We start from the raw sequence: 17,794 nt of genomic DNA on the forward strand, positions 1-17,794 counted from the left end.
GCAGTACTATATCAGTAGTTTACTTCCAGAAGATTGTCCGTTAATTGGACAATATATTCGAGGGCATTGGGGGATTGAGAATCGACTTGATTGGTATTGGGATGTAACCTTTAGGGAAGATGCTTGTCGAGCCCGTAAGGATTTTCAGTAACCAATCTAAACACCTTGAGAAAGTTTGCTTTAGCCATTGTATCGCAATACAAAGGCAAACTATCCTTACGGAAGAGATTGTTCAAAGCCGCTCTGAACATGGACTACCTCAAAAAGCTCCTAAAGATTTGATGCGGTTGCCCTGTTTGTTTCTCACCTAGCCGGTTACGGATGAGGTGAATACGCTATCTTTGTACTCGAATTGTAGGACAAATGTACCTATATTAAGGTGTTGGCCTAGTTTTTGTATCTCCTCCTCGGGAGGATTATTGTGCCAGTAGTTTTAGACTGGTGAGTTGATTCCCCTCAGAGTGAGATAGATGCATTGCAATGGAAGAATGAAGATATGAAGCAAAAAAAAGATACAGAGAAAGAACTTAAGCAGAACGCTGCTGAGTCTCAGCATACAGAGGAAACAGCCCCCAAGAATGCACCCGAAGTGGAGCAAGAGACGCAAGACGAACTCTCTAAGACAAAGGAGGAGTTGGCTGCGGTCAACGATAAGTATCTGCGTTTGGTGGCCGAGTATGACAACTTTCGCAAGCGCACAATAAAAGAGAAGGCAGACTTGATACAGAATGGGGGAGAGCGTACTTTGCTAGATCTCTTGCCCGTTGTTGACGATATCGAATTGGCTCTCAAGAATATCCGAGAAGCTAGTGATGTGTCTGCTTTACGAGAGGGCGTAGAACTTATTTGCAGCAAATTTTCGGATTATCTTTCACGGCATGGAGTGGAGGAGATCAAGGCGATAGGGCAACCCTTTGATGATGAGAAGGAACAAGCTATCGCTATGGTGCCGGCTCCAAGTGAAGAGCAAAAAGGTATAGTAATTGATTGCACCAAAAAAGGATATACTCTCAATGGTAAGGTGCTTCGCTTTGCTGATGTGGTAGTAGGGGAGTAAGTAGTCTCTCGGAGCAATTATAGATAATATGGCAACAAAAAGAGATTATTACGAGGTACTTGGTGTTGACAAAAACGCCACAGCAGAAGAGCTCAAAAAGGCTTATCGCAAGATGGCCATCAAGTACCATCCTGATAAAAATCCTGGAGACAAGGAGGCCGAAGAGAAATTCAAAGAGGCAGCCGAAGCCTATGACGTACTTAGCGATGCCGATAAACGAGCACGCTACGATCGTTTTGGTCACGCAGGAGTGGATGGTGCCGCCGGTGCCGGAGGATTCTCTGGTGGCGGTATGTCTATGGAAGATATATTCAGCCACTTTGGAGATATATTTGGTGGTGGATTTGGCGGTTTCGGAGGCTTTGGTGGCTTCGGAAATGATGGTCCGGTAGCACCTCAGGGTACTGATATGAGGGTCAATATCCGCCTTACTTTACGTGATATAGCCAAGGGAGTAACCAAGAAGATCAAGGTCAAGAAGAAAGTGGCTTGTAGCTCTTGTCACGGAAAGGGAACTACAGAGCCGGATGGGAAAAGTACTTGCTCCGTATGTCACGGAACGGGTAGAACTTCTCGTATTGTCCGTACTCCTTTTGGGCAAATGCAGTCGCAAACAACGTGTCAAAATTGCCAAGGCACAGGGGAGGTGATAACGAAACCTTGTGCCCATTGCCACGGACAGGGCGTTGAGAATGGAGAAGAACTTGTAACCTTTGATGTACCAGCCGGTGCCGGAGATGGAATGCAGATGACCCTTCAGGGCAAGGGGAATGCAGCTCCTCATGGAGGAGTAAATGGGGATCTGATTGTGCTGTTCTCGGAGATCGAAGACCCCAATTTGATCCGTAATGGCAACGATCTTATATATAATCTTCTCATTCCCGTGCACGTAGCTATACAAGGAGGAAAGGTTGAGGTACCTACCATTGATGGTGTGGCACGAGTGAGTATAGAGCCAGGCACTCAGCCGGGGAAGATCCTCCGACTAAAAGATAAGGGGCTCCCCAGTGTACGGGGCTATGGCCATGGGGATTTACTCATCAATGTGAATGTATTTATCCCAAAAACGTTGGGCAAAGAGGAGAGTGATTTGGTCGAAAAGATGGCGTCAAAGCCCAGCTTTATGCCCACGCCAAAAGATAGAGAACTCATTGATAAGAAATATAGGGAGATGCTGGCTCGGTAATTCTCCTACCACATAGTTGTTTGCCTATGAAGCGACAGAATAAGAATATTTGGAGTTGTTGGCTATTCTGTAGTCTGCTGAGTGGGCTTTTATCCCTCTTGGCCGTTCATCCTCTGCTGGCGGAGCCTGTCTTGGAGGAATATACGGCAACTCCATTTCGTCTCTCGGTGGATAGTTTGCCCACTCCTACGGTGAGTTTGCTGATTGTCCCGCCAAGAGACGAAGCTATTTATACGATCTATGGTCATGCTGCCATCCGAGTACAAGGAGGGGTGGGGCTTGCTGATCGGGTGTACAATTACGGGGTTTTTGATTACGACGCCCCCAACTTTACAGCGAAGTTTATTGCAGGGCGTACCGATGATTACATGCTCGCCTCTCAATATACTGCCGACTATGTACAGAGCTATACAGAGCAGGGGTGTGAGGTGTATGAGCTAGTACTAAATCTAAGACCGGAGGAGGCACAAAATATAGAAATGCTTCTTATTGAGAATGCTCGTCCGGAAAATGCCAAGTATAGATACAATGTAGTCTACGACAATTGTGCCACGCGCCCTGTTGCCATCATAGAGAAAGCCATAAAGGGGCACTTGTTGTATCCCGAAGATCTCAAGGGCTCTCTCAAAGTTACTTGGCGCAACATGATAGATCATTGCAGTACCAAGTGGGCGTGGCTCAAACTGGGTACTGACCTAGCTTTAGGGATGCCTGCTGATGAAGAAGTAGAGGTGCGGGAACAAGTTTTTCTCCCTCTCTACTTGCTTGATATAATGCGCCACACTCGTATTGTAGATGAGTTTGGGAGGGAAAGAAAGCTGGTACTCTCAGAGTCTTCCTACGCACGTACGGCAGAGCCCTCTATGATTGCTCCTACGCCTTTCTATCTGCATCCGGGAGCTTTGGCGGCTCTTCTTGTAATAGGGATACTGATTATTTGTGCGATAGACCGTAAAGGAAGCAAAGGGTGGCGGATGCTCTATGCAGGGTATTTTGCTGTTTTAGGATTGGTGGGAGTAGTGCTATTTTTCCTTTCTTTCCTATCATTGCATCCCCTTACATGGCCTAACCTTAATCTTCTATCGTTGCATCCTCTACACCTTCTTATGGGTGCACCTCTTATTCTTTTTGCTCCCTATTCGCGTTGGAGCTACTGGTACCACCTTATCAATATAGGTCTGCAATTACTTTATGTCTTACTGATTGTGTTTGCAGGTTGGCAGACGCCCAATTTGGCTCCTGTCGCATGGGCTTTGGGCACTGCGGTGGTCTCTCTTCGTTTGATAGTTACAGCGAATCTAAAAAAGCTCGGCAATGAATAAAGGGGGAGGCTGGTCTCGGTTACTTACTTCGCTGGTTGTATTCTCTGCACTCAGCATTCGACCTCTAGAGGCGCGTGATATTCCACGCCTCTTGTTGTGCATCCATCTAGAGGGGGCTGAGAGTAGTTTACTAGAGACTTACACTCCTTTATTAGGGCAAGATGGGCTAAAGCGGTTGCTCTCGGAGGGCGTTTTGTATGCCAATGCCGATTATGGATTCCCCCTAACTGAGCCGCAAAGTGCTCTTGCAACTCTCGTAAGTGGCTGTTACCCTCGTGAGCATAAATTGGGTTGGGGCACCGACTATACGGAGCTCTTCCGCTCTTCTCAAAGAGGAATCAATACGTCAAGCCGTCTCTCTCCCGAGCGGTTATCCTATTGTACAGTAGGGGATGTCCTGAGAGACGTAACGCAGGGGAAGGCCTCTGTTTATGCTATAAGTGCTACTGCTCCTGAGGCTCTTACGTTGGCTGCGACGGGGGCTTCCGGAGCGTTTTGGCTTGATGAGACTAATGGAATGTGGGCCTCTTCGGCTTACTATCCGGCTCTCCCCAAATCTTTTACAGAAGTAAATAGAGCTTCTCAATCGCTTAGAAATACAATTGCAAAGCAGGTTTGGACTCCTTTGCGTCGGGTCTCTTCTCCTTTGCCTTCTTACTATCTCCCCCAACGTGCTGAGGGGAATTTTCGATATTTTTTTGCAGGTGCTCATGCTTATCGTGAGTATATTTCTTCTCCCTTGGTAGGGGATGAAATTACTCGTTTTGCAACGGCATTACTCCAAGAGAGCGCTGTGGAAAAGGCTTCTGCACCCACAATCCTCAACATTACATACCCCCTAGCTCCCAAGCGAGCAGGTACTACGTACTCTCCATATAGTCCGGAAGCTCTCGATGCTTACCTACGGGCAGATAAAGCCATCGGCTCTCTATTGCAGGTGGCAGAGAAGGCTTTTGGTGCAGAGCATTGCCTTTTTGTTGTGACCTCGGCACCTCGTGTTGCGGGAGCCGCTAAGGTAACGCCTCCTAGCAATTCAATTAAAAAGCCGCTCTACTCTCCGGCCAAAGCTACGGCTTTGATTAACCTCTACCTCTCGGCGCTCTATGGCAAAGAGAATTGGGTAGAGCGTGCAACGAGTGATGCCGTTTACCTCAATCGCACCCTTATAGAGCGCAAGGCTTTATCCCTCAGGGAGCTACAACTGCGCACGGCTGCCCTAATGCGAGAGATGGATGGTGTGGCAGATGCTTTTGCTGTGAGTGAGGTGACCTCGGGAGATAACCTCTCCATGCGTATGTTGCGAGCTATCCCTCTGACCAGTCGAGCCGACGTATTAGTTCGTCTCGAAGCTACAACCTATGTTTCGGAGGGTAATGTTGAGCATCTTAATGCTCCCCCTACAGCTCTATCGCCCCTCCCCTGTTGGTTGATTATCGCAAGACCGGGAGGTAAAGGAGTGCGCATTACACGCCCCATTGAGATGGTGGCACTTGCCTCCACTCTGGCGTACATCCTACGAATAAGGCCTCCTACGGGGGCTCAAGGTGCCCCTCTCGAAGAGTGGCTTTGACCTAAAAGATTACTCCCCTCTAAGAAGATAAAAAAGAAGATATAGACTATAATACAGATTGATCATATGGGATTCAATGATATACTATCGAAGCTATTCGGTAATAAATCTCAAAGAGACCTCCGTGAGGTACAACCTTATCTTACAAAAATCAAGGAGACCTATCCTAGCATTCAAGCTCTCAGTAACGATGAGCTTAGAGCTAGGAGTGAGAGCCTAAAGCAGAAGATACGCGAGTATACGGCTGCCGAGCGTGCCGAGATTGAGAAGCTCAAATCCAATGTAGAAGAGTTGGATCTTGAGGCACGCGAAGAGGTTTGGAATAAGGTAGACAAGATAGAAAAAACAATCCTCGATAGGACAGAAGAGATCCTTGATGAAGCTCTCCCCGAGGCTTTTTCTATAGTTAAGGATACGGCTCGTCGATTCGCAGAAAATGCAGAGATCGTAGTTACAGCTACCGACCGAGATCGTGAGTTTGCCACTAAATTCGACTTTGTACGCATCGAAGACGACAAGGCAATTTATCAAAATCACTGGATTGCCGGTGGTAATGATATGACCTGGGATATGGTGCACTATGACGTGCAACTCATTGGTGGGGTGGTGCTCCACAAGGGGAAAATAGCCGAAATGGCAACCGGGGAAGGGAAGACACTTGTTGCAACCCTGCCCGTATTCCTCAATGCCCTATCCGGCAATGGTGTACATGTGGTTACGGTGAATGACTACCTCGCTAAGCGTGACTCTGAGTGGATGGGACCCCTCTATATGTTCCACGGCATTACGGTGGATTGTATTGACAAACATATCCCCAACTCCAACGGCAGACGCGCTGCATACAATGCCGATATTACCTTTGGTACGAACAATGAGTTCGGCTTTGACTACCTGAGAGACAACATGGCTACGGCTCCTTCTGACCTTGTGCAGAGGAAGCACAACTATGCTATTGTCGATGAGGTGGACTCTGTGCTTATTGACGACGCTCGTACACCTCTTATTATATCCGGCCCTACGCCTAAGGGTGAAGATCAGCTTTTCGAAGAGTTCCTTCCCAATGTGGAAAAAGTGGTAGAGGCTCAGCGTAAGCTCTGTAATCAGATTTTGCTAGAAGCAAAACAGAAGATTCACCGCGACGATAAGAAGGTGCAGGAGGAGGGAGCCTTGCTGCTCTTCCGTACATTCAAGGGGCTGCCCAAGTCTAAGGCTCTCATTAAGTTCCTTAGTGAACCCGGGGTAAAGGCAACCATGCTCAAGACAGAAGAGTTTTACATGCAAGACAATATGCGTCAAATGCATGTGGTGACCGACCCCCTCTATTTCGTTATTGACGAAAAGATGAATAGCATTGAGCTTACCGATTTGGGGATTGATTTGCTAACATCCGGTACGGGAGACCCAACGTTCTTTGTGCTCCCCGACATTGCGGCAGAGCTTGCTCAACTCGATAATCTAGGGCTTTCTCCGGAAGAGTGTACTGCTCGTAGGGACGCTATGATTACGAACTACTCCATTAAGAGTGAGCGAGTACACACGGTGAACCAACTACTTAAGGCCTATACTCTTTTTGAGAAAGACGACCAGTATGTGGTAATGGACAATAAGGTGATGATCGTGGATGAGCAGACGGGTCGTATCATGGACGGGCGTCGCTACTCAGATGGTCTCCACCAAGCTATCGAAGCCAAAGAGCGCGTGAAGGTAGAAGCTGCCACACAAACATTTGCCACCATTACGTTGCAGAACTACTTCCGTATGTACCACAAGCTATCGGGGATGACCGGTACTGCCGAAACAGAAGCAGGAGAATTGTGGGACATATACAAGTTAGATGTAGTGGTCATTCCAACGAATCGCCCCATCCTCCGCAAGGATATGAACGACCGCATCTACAAGACGGCTCGTGAGAAGTACAACGCTGTTATCGAAGAGATTGTAAGCCTCGTAGAGCAGGGGAGACCGGTGCTTGTGGGTACTACTTCTGTGGAGATTAGTGAATTGCTCAGCAGAATGCTCTCTTTGCGTAAGATCGAACACAACGTGCTCAATGCCAAATTGCACCAGCGAGAGGCTGACATTGTGGCTCAGGCAGGGCGCAAGGGCACTGTTACCATTGCTACCAACATGGCAGGTCGTGGTACCGACATTAAGCTCACCCCCGAGGTGAAAGAGGCGGGTGGTCTTGCCATTATCGGTACGGAGCGTCATGAGTCTCGCCGTGTAGACCGTCAGTTACGAGGTCGTTCCGGTCGTCAAGGAGACCCCGGTAGCTCTGTTTTCTACATCTCTCTTGAGGACCATTTGATGCGTCTTTTTGCGAGCGATCGTATTGCTTCTTTGATGGATCGTATGGGCTTCAAAGAGGGCGAAGTACTCGAAAACAATATGCTTTCGAAGTCGGTAGAGAAGGCACAAAAGAAGGTCGAAGAAAATAACTTTGGGATTCGTAAGCGTCTTCTTGAGTACGACGACGTGATGAACTCTCAGCGTGAAGTTATCTACACTCGTCGCCGCCATGCTCTCATGGGTGAGCGTATCGGGATGGACGTCCTCAACATGCTCTACGATGTTACCGAGGGGATTGTGACAAGATACAAGGATGGAGAAGATTACGAAGGCTTCGTTGCCGAGATGTTCTCTACGCTGGCCGTTGAGGTAGAATTGTCCGAAGAGGATTTCCGCAAAGAGCGCGAGAGTGCCCTTGTTGATGTTGTCTTCGACGAGGTATATAAGACCTTTAAGCGTCGCTGTGATACCATTGCTTCTGTTGCTTATCCCGTAATCCATCAAGTACGAGAAGAGCACGGAACGCAATATGAGCGCATCGTAGTACCCATTACGGATGGGCGTCGCGTCTACAATATTGCCGTAAACTTGGAAGAAGCCGATGCCTCAGAAGGCAAGAGCATTGTCAAGGAACTCGAGAAGAGCATCTCTCTTTATACCTTGGATGAAGCTTGGAAAGAGCATTTGCGCGAGATGGACGAACTCCGCAACTCTGTGCAAAATGCAAGCTACGAAAACAAGGATCCTCTTCTCATCTACAAGCTAGAGAGCTACGAGCTATTTAAGACAATGATAGACTCGATGAACCGCAAAGCCTCTGCTATCCTGATGCGTGCACACATACAAGTAGCACCTCCTCAGGAGTCTGAAGCTGCTGCAGCTCAAAAGGTAGAAGTGAAGCAAGCTGCTCCCGAGCGTCCTACAGATATGAGTCGCTATAAGACTAGAAAAGACGATATCGAAGAGCAACGTGAGGCACAACGTGCCGCTGCCGCAGGAGCCGGACAGGCTTCGCAACCGAAGGCTGAGCCGGTACGTGCCGAGCCGAAGATTGGGCGCAACGATCCTTGCCCCTGTGGTAGTGGTAAGAAGTTTAAGAACTGTCATGGACGTGATCTCTAATCTAAGTCGCTTAGAGATATCTTACCTTGGTATGAGGAAATAAAAGTCAGATTTCGTACTGCGATAAGGGGGGCTTCTCTCTCTATCGTGGTGCGGAATCTTTTTTGATTCTGGGATATTTAGATTAATACTTTACAGGGTATTATATTCTCTCTTATACATAGAAACAATAGAACTATAAGATATGATTCTATCAATGACAGGCTTTGGGAAAGCCGAAGGTTCCATAGCCGGAAATGCTATCTCTGTGAACATCCGCTCTCTAAATAATAAGCAACTAGAGCTATCGTCTAGGATACCCAATTTATTTCGTGATGCAGAGCCTGAGATACGTAGTGCTATAGGTAAAAGAGTAGTACGTGGGAAGGTAGAACTTACGATCACGTTAACTCCGATTACTGACCCTAGCTCCGGAGAAGAGACTTCTGATAGTTCTTTCTTTGACAAGGAGAAAATTGCCCAATACTACCGAGAGCTAACGCAGATTTCCTCGCAATATAACATCCCTCTGCCACAAGATTTGCTAACTCGTATCCTATCTCTCCCGGGGGTGGTGGCTACTAACACCGCAGAAGTGGCTAGCAAGGCTTCCGCTCAAGAGCAAGCTGAGCTATTAGCTCTCATAGAGGAGGCTCTTCTTGGGTTTGAGGCTTTTCGCAAACAAGAGGGAGAGATGCTCGAGCGTGTGTTTGAGGAGAAAATTGCCAATATCAGAGCCTTACTAGAGGAGGTTGCCCCTTACGAAGCGCAACGTATTGAGGATATTCGCACTCGTTTTGCAGAAGAATTGGCCAAGCTCGAGGGGGTGACTATTGACAACGGCCGCTTTGAGCAGGAGATGATCTACTACATAGAGAAGCTCGATGTACACGAAGAGAAAGAGAGACTTGCCAACCATCTGAAGTACTTTATGGAGACCATGAAAGAGGCCTCTACACAAGGGGTAGGTAAGAAGCTCGCCTTTATTGCTCAGGAGATAGGTCGGGAGATCAACACCTTAGGGTCGAAGAGCAACCAAGCCGCTATGCAGCAGATTGTAGTGCGCATGAAGGATGAACTGGAGCAAATTAAGGAACAAGTACTGAACGCTTTGTAATATCTACTATGTCTCGCATCGTTATACTATCAGCCCCTTCCGGTACGGGCAAAAGCTCTGTGATAGGTCGTATTATAGAGGATCCTAACCTTAAACTTACTTTTTCTGTCTCTGCCACCAATCGTCCCCCTCGTGGAGAAGAAAAGGATGGAGTGGAGTACTATTTCCTTTCGGACCAACAATTCCAAGACTATATAGAGCAAGGGCGGTTCATTGAGTACGTTGAGGTCTATCCCGGGCGTTACTATGGTACGCTCAAAAGTGAACTAGAGCGCATCGGAGGTCTTGGGCGCAATCTGATTTTAGACATAGATGTAGAGGGCGCGCTGGAGGTGAAGAAGAAGTATGGGCAAGATGTGCTGGCCATCTTTTTGCTGCCACCTTCCATAGACGAGTTGCGCCGCCGACTCGAAGGGCGAGGTACAGATACGCCCAAAGTAATTGCCGATAGACTTGCACGGGCTGAGTACGAAATAAGTTTGGCGGAGCAGTTTGATACCCAATTGGTCAATGATGATCTCACACGGTGCTCCGAAGCTGTGCGAGAGGCTATTACCCAATTTTTGAGTTGCTAGTCCTTATTTATCCATTTATCATAAAAGAGAGGTATTGAAGTCAATTTCAGCACCTCTCTTTTTATGTTTAGACAAAAATCAATCCATTTTGTCCCGTATTGCCATTGTAAATAGCCTAAAAAGAGTATCTTTGCCGAGCAATGAAGGCTATCGTTTTGTGTAATATTGCTACTCCTAAATCCTCTGCCTCGGAGGATGTACGCGAGTATCTTTCTAAGTTCCTAGGCGATAGGTATGTTATCTCCCTTCCCCAGCCATTTCGTTTTCTTCTTGTTAATGGCATTATAATACCGCGTCGGCTCCGCCATTCGACGGCTCGCTATCGGGTGTTGGAGTCGCTCTACGAGGGAGAAATGCCCCTCCGTAAATACATGAATGCGTTGGTTGAAACAATGCAAGGGCTTACCCATGATTGGGATGTCTTTGGGTATTTGCAGCATGGAGAGGAGCGTCCCGAGGACTTGGCGGCTCGCCTTAGAGCTAGAGGGGATTACTCTGAGGTCGTACTGCTTCCCCTCTTCCCACACAAGACCTTTAGCACCTATTTATCCGCATCTCGCCAGCTATTTCGCCATCTACATCGTCTCTTGGGGGAGAGGGTAATACTGCGTGTCACTCCTCCCTATTTTCGCTATCCCCACTATATTCAACTCATTCAGAAGCGACTGGCCGATACGTTGGATACGCCCAGTGATCTCTACGTTGCTAGTTTTCATAGTATTCCCATAAAACATCAGCGTATGGGGCGGAGGCGAGGGTTTAACTATCGCGAGCAATGCTTGGAGACTGCTACCCAAATGTTTTCGTGTCTCCCTCATACGGCTGAGCGCAGGGTCTACTTTCAGTCCGCACTAGACAAGGTGCACTGGATAGGTCCCTTTCTAGAAGAGGACATGAAGGGTTGGATCGAAAAAGGCTTCCAACGAGTTACCATTGCCTGCCCCGGCTTTGCCATAGATTGCCTTGAGACAGTACTTGATATTGGGGTGGTGCTGCGAGAGGAGTTCCTAAGCCTAGGGGGAAAGGAACTTCGCCTTGTACCGGCACTTAATGGTGACAAGGAGGTGGCGGAATTCCTCCTATCTCTTGCAGAAGAGAAGTCGTTAGAGCTCTAGAGGGTACACTGTACCATAGGGCACTTGCAGGTCTAATATATTGTCTAGCGAACAATGCTCAACTAGGAATCGTAGTGCTGTTATCACGCCTCCATGGGTGAATAAAGCCGAGGTATGAGGTGGTGGTATTGTCTCTTTTAGCTCTTCTAAGAACCCCTCGGTACGATGAACCACATCCATAAAGCTCTCTCCCTCCGTTGCCCTTGTGTGCACAAAGTCGTCATACCAAAGGTGTAATTGGGGATCGTTGATGCGTGCATATTCCAATCCCTCCCAAGCCCCGAAGTTTCGCTCGATGAGCCGACTATCCGCTACCGCATGGGGGAATCCACAATACTCCGCAAGCCGTTTACAGCGACTGAGTGGACTTGTAAAAGCCTGATCTATCTGGTATCCCGAAAGCCTCGTTTTCACCAGAGCTGCCTCTTCGCAGAAACTATCTCGTAGGGGCACATCGCTTGCTCCGTAGCAAAGCCCGGGCTTTACATCTACCGAGGTATGGCGAATCAAAAGTAGCTTCATAGGGTATGGGGTAGTAGGGCGATGAGGGAGAGATAGGAAATAAGCTCGACCAAGAGGAAAATCCCTCCGTAGCAATCGCCCGTATATCCTCCAATCCGATGCTTTAGATAGCGTAGGGCTGCAAAAAAGGTGATCCCACCTATCCCCAAGGCTCCTAGTAGTGCCCACCAAAGAGAAGGTTTGAGGAGTAGTAAGCCGATGAGCAGCAAAAGCGCAGGGGTAAATTCGTAGCAAATACCTCGAATAGAAAGGGATTTAAAAGAAAATCCCACCTTGGCTTCTTGTTCTTCTCGGGCGTAGGGGAGGAAGTTGTGTAGTAGGGAAACAAGGGCTTTACTGCTCACGTCTAGCCAAATAATGAGTAGGCATAACGCCCATCCCGAGGCGTAGATTTGCAGCAAAACCAGCATGAGACTTAAGAGCGAGAAGTGAACAATTAACCCCAATACCCCGTAGGTGCCGATGTGGGAGTCTTTCATGATGGCAAGAGCCTTCTCCCGAGAGCAACTGCCCCCGAAAGCATCGCAGCAATCTGCCCATCCGTCTTCGTGCAGTGCCCCTGTGAGTAAAAGACGAAACAATACAGCCATGAGAGCCCCTCCAACAGCCCCCAAAAGAATCCCGCCTAGGTACATGCCTAGGGCCATACTTCCCCCTGTTAGAATGCCCACTATAGACCAATAGGCTACTACATTGCGGTAGCTATCGGGATGAATATTGGGGATGAACTTGTAGAGCGGTATGCGTGTGAAAAAACATACGGCAGCAAATAGCTCGTCAAGGGCTTTAGGGCGCATGGTGTAGTCTCTTACTTGAAGTATTTGATAATGCCGTCTGAGCTAAAGGTTCCCATTTGGGTAAGCATGGCTACGGCTCCCTGTACAATGGGGTACGCCATCATGGCTCCTACGCCCTCGCCTAGGTGCATGCCGAGGTCGAGTAGGGGCGTTGCATCCATCGCAGCAAGCATCCGAATGTGTCCGCTCTCCTTGCTCTTATGCCCAAAGACGGCATAGTCTAGGAAGTTGGGGGCAATGCGCGCGGCCATGAGAGCGACAGCACTCATCACAAAACCATCTATGAGTACCACCATGCGCCGCTCTGCTGCGGCTAGCATGGCACCTACAGCCATTACGAGCTCAAACCCTCCGAATTCTTGCATGAGATGCTCAGGGCTTGGGGTGCCTGTGAATCGGCGAATAGCGGCTGATAGTATCTCAAGTTTGTGTTCTACCCCCTCGCGAGATAAGCCGGAGCCGACCCCTACACACTCCCCGAGAGGGAGCTCTGTAAGGTAATGCATCCATAGGGAGGATGTGGAGGTATTGCCAATCCCCATTTCCCCTACACTCAGCACATTACACCCTTGGCTTGCAAACGAAGCCACAAACTCCTCCCCAACGGATAGACAACGCTCCATTTGCTCAGGAGTCATAGCCGGTTCTAGGCGATAGTTGCGGGTGCCTTCGGCTATTTTTCGGTTTATGATGGAGGGCTCTATGGAGAGATCTCCTATTACACCGGCATCTACAATGGTGAGGTCGAAGCCGTATAGCCGAGCAAAAACGGAGGCACAAGCACCCCCTCGGGCGAAGTTTAGCGTCTGTTGGTAGGTAATGATTTGAGGCGCTAAACTAACTCCGTCTGCTACCACTCCATGATCTGCCGAGAAGAGAATATGGCAGGGATGCGCTAGGTGGGGAGAGAGGGAGCCCTGCATTAGTGCAATACGTTCTGCCAGGGTCTCTACATAGCCTAGCGATTCTTTACTCTTGGATAGGTGGTCTATCTTTTCGCGAATAGGGGTAATCAGCTCGCGGTTAATGGGGGGGATATTGTATTGTCTCATTCTAGAGTTGATTATTTAATACGTACGGGGATGCCGGATACCATCAGGGTGACTTCGTCGGCTCGTTGCGCAACGATCTGATTGAGGCTCCCTTGTAGGTCTGTAAATCTGCGTTGTGTGGCATTGGGGGAGACGCCGCCCAGCCCGAGTTCGTTGGTGACAAAGATATAGGTAACCTCCTTTTGGGCAAAGAGAGCCTCTAGTTGCTCGCGTAGGGCAAGTAGGGCTTGCTCGGTAGACTCATTGAGGTCGAAGAAAAAGTTAGTGGCCCACAACGTAAGGCAGTCTATCAATACAACGCGCTGGGAGAAGTCGTGGCGGGCTAGCTCTTTCTCCTCCTCTATGTTGGTCCACTGGGAGCCTCTACGAGCTTGGTGCAGGGCTACACGCTGGCGAAACTCCTCGTCGAAGACTCGAGCCGTGGCTACATAGATAGGATTGGGAGCGAGAGACAGTGCCAATTGCTCGGCATATTGGCTTTTGCCGGATCGCTGCCCTCCGGTTATTAGTAGTACGCGTGTCATCTTGAGATTCTTCGAGAGGGTTAGGGAGTCTTTTTATCGCTTGCGGATGAGTGTGAGCCCATCACGGAGAGGGAGCATGACCACCTCTACACGAGGGTCGCCGGCCACGAGGTCGTTGAAACTGAGTATCCCTTGTGTCTGAGCATCCCCAGGGGGAGGAGATTGGAGTACCTTTCCGTCCCATAGCGTATTGTCTGCAAGAATGAGGGCTTGAGAGGGGAGAGCCGGGATGAGTAGCTGGTAGTAGCTCGAGTAGTCTCGCTTGTTGGCATCGATGTACACCAAGTCAAAAGGGTGCTGAGTGAGTAGCTCTTGCATTACCTCCAGAGCATCCCCAATATGGACCACCACTCGATCGCCAAAGGGGGAGAGAGCCAGCGAGCGATGGATAAAGTCTTCCATTTCGTCGTTGTGCTCAATGGTGTGTACCCGAGCAGAGGGATTTTGTAGCCCCTCGGCTAAGCATAGGGAGGCGTAGGCGGTGTAGGTACCCAGCTCCAGCACATTACGGGGGTTGACCAACTGAACCAGCATCTTGAGCAATCTCCCCAGCAGGTGACCCGAGAGCATCCTAGGTTGCAAAAGGTGAACGTGCGCCTCGCGACGCAACCGGCGTAGCTCGGTGGGTTCTTGGGAGGAGTGTTGCTCTAGATATTCCTCTAGTAGGTCTGTTTGTAGTGACATAGTGGGGCTGCCTCTCCCTTATCCCTCAAGGAAAGCGAGTAGAGCTAAGCGATAACTATGAATCCCAAAGCCGGTAATGGTGCCACGTACTACGGGTGCGATGTAGGAAGTGTGCCGGCACTCTTCTCTCGCTGCGGTATTGCTGAGGTGCACCTCTATTACGGGAGTGGATAGACTACGTATGGCATCCGCAAGGGCTAGGGAGGTGTGGGTATAAGCTCCGGCATTGAAGATAATGCCCGATACCTTCTCGTCGTCGAACTGCTGGAGTAGGTCGATCAGTACTCCCTCGTGGTTGCTTTGGTGGTACTCTATGGTAACGTTGGGGAAGTCGTGTTGCAGTCTCTCCATCATTTCTTGGCTCGATACTACTCCGTAGATAGAGGGTTCTCGCCGTCCCAAGCGATTGAGGTTGGGTCCGTCTAGTATAATGTAACGTTGCTGCATAGGTGTAGTAGTCTTATCTTTGCAGCTACAAAGGTAGTGTATTAGCTCTATAGGTGGTTGTCCCCCCTTGGGGCACCGGAACTCGCAAACTGGATGAATACGGAGAATCAAAGGCTTGCCGAAGCTTTTAAGCGACACTTGCAATTGGAGCAGGCATTAAGCCCCAATAGCATCAGTGCCTATCTGATGGATTTGGGCAAGCTTATTGCCTATGCCGAGGATTGCGCTCTACCCCTAGACCAGGTAGAGTATGAGCACCTCGAGACCTTTGTTGCCTCGCTCTACGATTGCGGCATTGCAGCTCGCTCCATTGCGCGTATTATTGCCGGCGTAAAGAGCTTCTACCGCTTCCTCTATGTCGATCAGTACATCCAAAAAGATCCGACAGAACTGCTCGAATCGCCTAAGTTGGAGCTCCATCTGCCTACCGTGTTCTCCGTAGAGGAGATCGACCACATCCTAGAGGCCATAGACTATAGCAAAAACGACGCTCTCCGCAATAGAGCCATCATAGAGGTGCTCTACAGTTGTGGCCTGCGGGTGAGTGAGCTGTGCCATCTCAAGTTGGGCGATGTGCATCCGGAGGAGGCTTTCGTTCATGTCTATGGCAAGGGGTGCAAAGAGCGTCTCGTACCCATTAGTCCGGTGGCTCTTGATGCTCTTGCTCAATACCTCGCCTCGCCCCATAGACCCGTACCCAAGGCGGGGCAGGAGGATTACATATTTCTCTCTCGCTTGGGTAAGGCCATTGCACGCAATAGCGTCTTCGATCTTATCAGGGCCTTGTCTGAGGCGGCAGGCATCACCAAGACGGTGAGCCCGCACACCTTTCGCCATAGCTTTGCCACGCATCTACTCGATGGAGGGGCTAATCTGCAAGCCATCCGCCTAATGCTGGGGCATGAGGATATAAGCACCACCGAGATTTACACGCACATCGATAGTCAAACCCTGCGAGAGGAGATCCTCCGGCACCATCCGCGCAACAAAGAGGGCTAAACCCCATACTCGGATGCGGAGTAGAAAGCGCACCCATACGAAGCTACCTCTAGGGGGGCAAATAGCCTTTTTAGTCTAAGAAGAAAAGCGAGAGAATCACTGCCTAATTTTCCATTCCTTTTCAGCCAAAAACCTCAGCCCATTCTGCCTGAGATTTTTTCTTTTTTCACCCGAAAGTGGAGGGGAAAATTAGCTGGAATCCCAACAAATCCCACCCAAGAAAAAACACTTTTCTGAGCCCTAATATTTTTATACCTTTACATACCCGAAAATCTCTTGGTCTTAATCCCGATCGGTTGTTGGGAGTTTGTACTATGCGATTTTCCTCTACGTATGATAGCAGTTGAGCAACGTGTTTTAAAACTATGGTAAATATACCTCCAGGCCTAAGGGAGGCCATCAAAGCAGATGAGTTGGTACTTTTCGTGGGTGCCGGCCTATCTTGGGACTTTAAGAACAAGAAAAATGAGACGCTGGAAGGATGGACAAAAATGGCCTCGTCTATTACTTCTTATCTATGTAATAACGGCCATATCCCAGAGAACTTAAAGCAAGCTTGTGATACATTAGGGGAGATAAAAACTCTTGAAATATTGGAGGAGAGGGAAATCGGTATAGGAGAAGTAGGACCATTTATCAGAGACTATTTCACTTTGGGAGATAGTAATGATTTTTCCCTTCAGAAGAAGCTATTTGAATTATCCACAAAGATCATTACCACCAATTACGATAGAGCCTTTGAGGTGGCAGTTCCTCAACTCCAAAGCCAAAAAGCATATAAGGGTAAAGATTACGAACTAAATGGGCTCAAAAAAGATCCTGTCTTTTTATTCAAATTGCATGGTTGTATAGAGCATCTAGACTCGATGGTCTTATTCCCATCCGACTATGGGAAGCTTTATAATAGCAACCGGCGAGAGGCGGAGCATACCTTATCTGCTTTGAGAAATCTCATCTTTAACAAAACTTTTCTCTTTATTGGGACGGGTTTGGGCGACCCTCAAATCAATAGTTTTTTTGAGGAAATCAAAATAATTCAAGGGCCTTACAATCAAAAGCACTACATCATTACTCCTGATCCATTAGAGAAGTCTCTTGATTTCCTGACTCGTATCCCAATTACTTCTTACGAAGAAATTCCGGGGATTATAGATCAGCTTTTAGAAATTAAACGAGCTCAAGACGAAAAGAATACACCTCTTAATGAGCAACTTAAGGAGACCGAAAAGAGAAATGAAGTTCTTACAAAAGAGCTTGAGGAAGTAAAGGATAAGAATGAAAGAAACTTACTCCTTTTAGAGTGGGAGTCCAATAATCGTTTTAATAGGGGGCTAAGGTATCATCTGGCTGGGGAATATCTAGATGCCTCAGAGGAGTATAAGGTCGCGACCATATTAAATCCTAAAAATTATGAAGCATTCTGTAATTGGGGAGCTA

Annotated in this window: 16 protein-coding genes and 1 pseudogene; 11 read left to right on the plus strand and 6 right to left on the minus strand. The window is 48.4% G+C overall.

Annotated elements, in window-relative coordinates; genetic code table 11:
* The 9 genes and pseudogenes from POREN0001_RS09290 to hemH form a co-directional block, all read left to right on the plus strand.
* Positions 1-282, plus strand: a pseudogene (locus POREN0001_RS09290) (ISAs1 family transposase); the annotation flags it as partial.
* A gap of 214 nt (positions 283-496) precedes the next feature.
* Positions 497-1,057, plus strand: a complete 561-nt coding sequence (locus tag POREN0001_RS07810) for a nucleotide exchange factor GrpE (protein WP_040581480.1) — start codon at positions 497-499, stop codon at positions 1,055-1,057.
* 28 nt (positions 1,058-1,085) lie between these two features.
* A complete protein-coding gene (dnaJ, locus tag POREN0001_RS07815) occupies positions 1,086-2,243 on the plus strand; it encodes a molecular chaperone DnaJ (RefSeq protein ID WP_004334911.1) in 1,158 nt (385 codons plus the stop codon).
* Positions 2,244-2,269: 26 nt separating this feature from the next.
* A complete protein-coding gene (locus tag POREN0001_RS07820; RefSeq protein WP_004334922.1) occupies positions 2,270-3,565 on the plus strand; it encodes a lipoprotein N-acyltransferase Lnb domain-containing protein in 1,296 nt (431 codons plus the stop codon).
* Positions 3,558-5,135 carry an alkaline phosphatase family protein gene (locus POREN0001_RS07825; protein WP_004334918.1) on the plus strand — a complete coding sequence of 526 codons (1,578 nt, stop codon included), beginning with the start codon at positions 3,558-3,560 and terminating at the stop codon, positions 5,133-5,135. Before POREN0001_RS07820 ends, POREN0001_RS07825 begins: the two co-directional genes overlap by 8 nt.
* Positions 5,136-5,201: 66 nt before the next feature.
* The gene (secA, locus tag POREN0001_RS07830; protein WP_004334920.1) at positions 5,202-8,546 is read left to right on the plus strand and encodes a preprotein translocase subunit SecA; all 3,345 of its coding nucleotides are present in this window, start codon (positions 5,202-5,204) and stop codon (positions 8,544-8,546) included.
* 184 nt (positions 8,547-8,730) lie between these two features.
* On the plus strand, positions 8,731-9,642 hold the full coding sequence (locus POREN0001_RS07835) for a YicC/YloC family endoribonuclease (RefSeq protein WP_004334924.1): 912 nt from the start codon (positions 8,731-8,733) through the stop codon (positions 9,640-9,642).
* A gap of 8 nt (positions 9,643-9,650) precedes the next feature.
* Positions 9,651-10,217, plus strand: a complete 567-nt coding sequence (gene gmk / locus POREN0001_RS07840; RefSeq protein WP_004334927.1) for a guanylate kinase — start codon at positions 9,651-9,653, stop codon at positions 10,215-10,217.
* Between the two features lie 140 nt (positions 10,218-10,357).
* Positions 10,358-11,332 (plus strand): ferrochelatase, encoded by a 975-nt coding sequence (gene hemH / locus POREN0001_RS07845; protein WP_004334916.1) that lies wholly within the window; start codon positions 10,358-10,360, stop codon positions 11,330-11,332.
* Here hemH and cobC read toward each other — a convergent pair.
* Genes cobC through POREN0001_RS07875 form a run of 6 tightly spaced genes read right to left on the minus strand, consistent with a single transcriptional unit; the run spans position 11,321 to position 15,358 of the window.
* Complete coding sequence (gene cobC / locus POREN0001_RS07850; RefSeq protein WP_004334926.1) at positions 11,321-11,854, minus strand: alpha-ribazole phosphatase family protein; 534 nt, start codon at positions 11,852-11,854, stop codon at positions 11,321-11,323. The genes hemH and cobC overlap by 12 nt on opposite strands.
* Positions 11,851-12,651: an adenosylcobinamide-GDP ribazoletransferase gene (locus POREN0001_RS07855; RefSeq protein WP_004334907.1), complete on the minus strand. Its 801-nt coding sequence runs from the start codon at positions 12,649-12,651 to the stop codon at positions 11,851-11,853. Before POREN0001_RS07855 ends, cobC begins: the two co-directional genes overlap by 4 nt.
* 11 nt (positions 12,652-12,662) lie before the next feature.
* Positions 12,663-13,703: a nicotinate-nucleotide--dimethylbenzimidazole phosphoribosyltransferase gene (gene cobT / locus POREN0001_RS07860; RefSeq protein ID WP_004334928.1), complete on the minus strand. Its 1,041-nt coding sequence runs from the start codon at positions 13,701-13,703 to the stop codon at positions 12,663-12,665.
* Positions 13,704-13,714: 11 nt separating this feature from the next.
* A complete protein-coding gene (gene cobU / locus POREN0001_RS07865) occupies positions 13,715-14,227 on the minus strand; it encodes a bifunctional adenosylcobinamide kinase/adenosylcobinamide-phosphate guanylyltransferase (protein WP_004334910.1) in 513 nt (170 codons plus the stop codon).
* Between the two features lie 33 nt (positions 14,228-14,260).
* On the minus strand, positions 14,261-14,911 hold the full coding sequence (locus tag POREN0001_RS07870) for an O-methyltransferase (RefSeq protein ID WP_004334909.1): 651 nt from the start codon (positions 14,909-14,911) through the stop codon (positions 14,261-14,263).
* A gap of 18 nt (positions 14,912-14,929) precedes the next feature.
* Entirely contained in the window at positions 14,930-15,358 is a 429-nt protein-coding gene (locus tag POREN0001_RS07875) for a type II 3-dehydroquinate dehydratase (RefSeq protein WP_004334930.1), read from the minus strand.
* A gap of 93 nt (positions 15,359-15,451) precedes the next feature.
* On the opposite strand from POREN0001_RS07875, the gene POREN0001_RS07880 reads away from it, so the two are divergent.
* Both POREN0001_RS07880 and POREN0001_RS07885 read left to right on the plus strand, forming a co-directional pair.
* The gene (locus tag POREN0001_RS07880) at positions 15,452-16,357 is read left to right on the plus strand and encodes a site-specific tyrosine recombinase (protein WP_040581485.1); all 906 of its coding nucleotides are present in this window, start codon (positions 15,452-15,454) and stop codon (positions 16,355-16,357) included.
* A 365-nt stretch (positions 16,358-16,722) separates the two neighbouring features.
* On the plus strand, positions 16,723-17,794 hold a 1,072-nt coding region (locus POREN0001_RS07885; protein ID WP_004334908.1), incomplete at its 3' end, for an SIR2 family NAD-dependent protein deacylase.

The organism is Porphyromonas endodontalis ATCC 35406 (assembly GCF_000174815.1).
GTDB lineage: Bacteria > Bacteroidota > Bacteroidia > Bacteroidales > Porphyromonadaceae > Porphyromonas > Porphyromonas endodontalis.

What these genes read in the sequence shown, in the direction of transcription:
- cobC (WP_004334926.1), bottom strand. Translation starts at nt 11,854, where the DNA reads ATGAAGCTACTTTTGATTCGCCATACCTCGGTAGATGTAAAGCCCGGG.
- dnaJ (WP_004334911.1), top strand. Translation starts at nt 1,086, where the DNA reads ATGGCAACAAAAAGAGATTATTACGAGGTACTTGGTGTTGACAAAAAC.
- POREN0001_RS07875 (WP_004334930.1), bottom strand. Translation starts at nt 15,358, where the DNA reads ATGCAGCAACGTTACATTATACTAGACGGACCCAACCTCAATCGCTTG.
- POREN0001_RS07870 (WP_004334909.1), bottom strand. Translation starts at nt 14,911, where the DNA reads ATGTCACTACAAACAGACCTACTAGAGGAATATCTAGAGCAACACTCC.
- gmk (WP_004334927.1), top strand. Translation starts at nt 9,651, where the DNA reads ATGTCTCGCATCGTTATACTATCAGCCCCTTCCGGTACGGGCAAAAGC.
- cobU (WP_004334910.1), bottom strand. Translation starts at nt 14,227, where the DNA reads ATGACACGCGTACTACTAATAACCGGAGGGCAGCGATCCGGCAAAAGC.
- hemH (WP_004334916.1), top strand. Translation starts at nt 10,358, where the DNA reads ATGAAGGCTATCGTTTTGTGTAATATTGCTACTCCTAAATCCTCTGCC.
- POREN0001_RS07835 (WP_004334924.1), top strand. Translation starts at nt 8,731, where the DNA reads ATGATTCTATCAATGACAGGCTTTGGGAAAGCCGAAGGTTCCATAGCC.
- POREN0001_RS07820 (WP_004334922.1), top strand. Translation starts at nt 2,270, where the DNA reads ATGAAGCGACAGAATAAGAATATTTGGAGTTGTTGGCTATTCTGTAGT.
- POREN0001_RS07855 (WP_004334907.1), bottom strand. Translation starts at nt 12,651, where the DNA reads ATGCGCCCTAAAGCCCTTGACGAGCTATTTGCTGCCGTATGTTTTTTC.
- cobT (WP_004334928.1), bottom strand. Translation starts at nt 13,703, where the DNA reads ATGAGACAATACAATATCCCCCCCATTAACCGCGAGCTGATTACCCCT.
- secA (WP_004334920.1), top strand. Translation starts at nt 5,202, where the DNA reads ATGGGATTCAATGATATACTATCGAAGCTATTCGGTAATAAATCTCAA.
- POREN0001_RS07880 (WP_040581485.1), top strand. Translation starts at nt 15,452, where the DNA reads ATGAATACGGAGAATCAAAGGCTTGCCGAAGCTTTTAAGCGACACTTG.
- POREN0001_RS07825 (WP_004334918.1), top strand. Translation starts at nt 3,558, where the DNA reads ATGAATAAAGGGGGAGGCTGGTCTCGGTTACTTACTTCGCTGGTTGTA.
- POREN0001_RS07810 (WP_040581480.1), top strand. Translation starts at nt 497, where the DNA reads ATGAAGCAAAAAAAAGATACAGAGAAAGAACTTAAGCAGAACGCTGCT.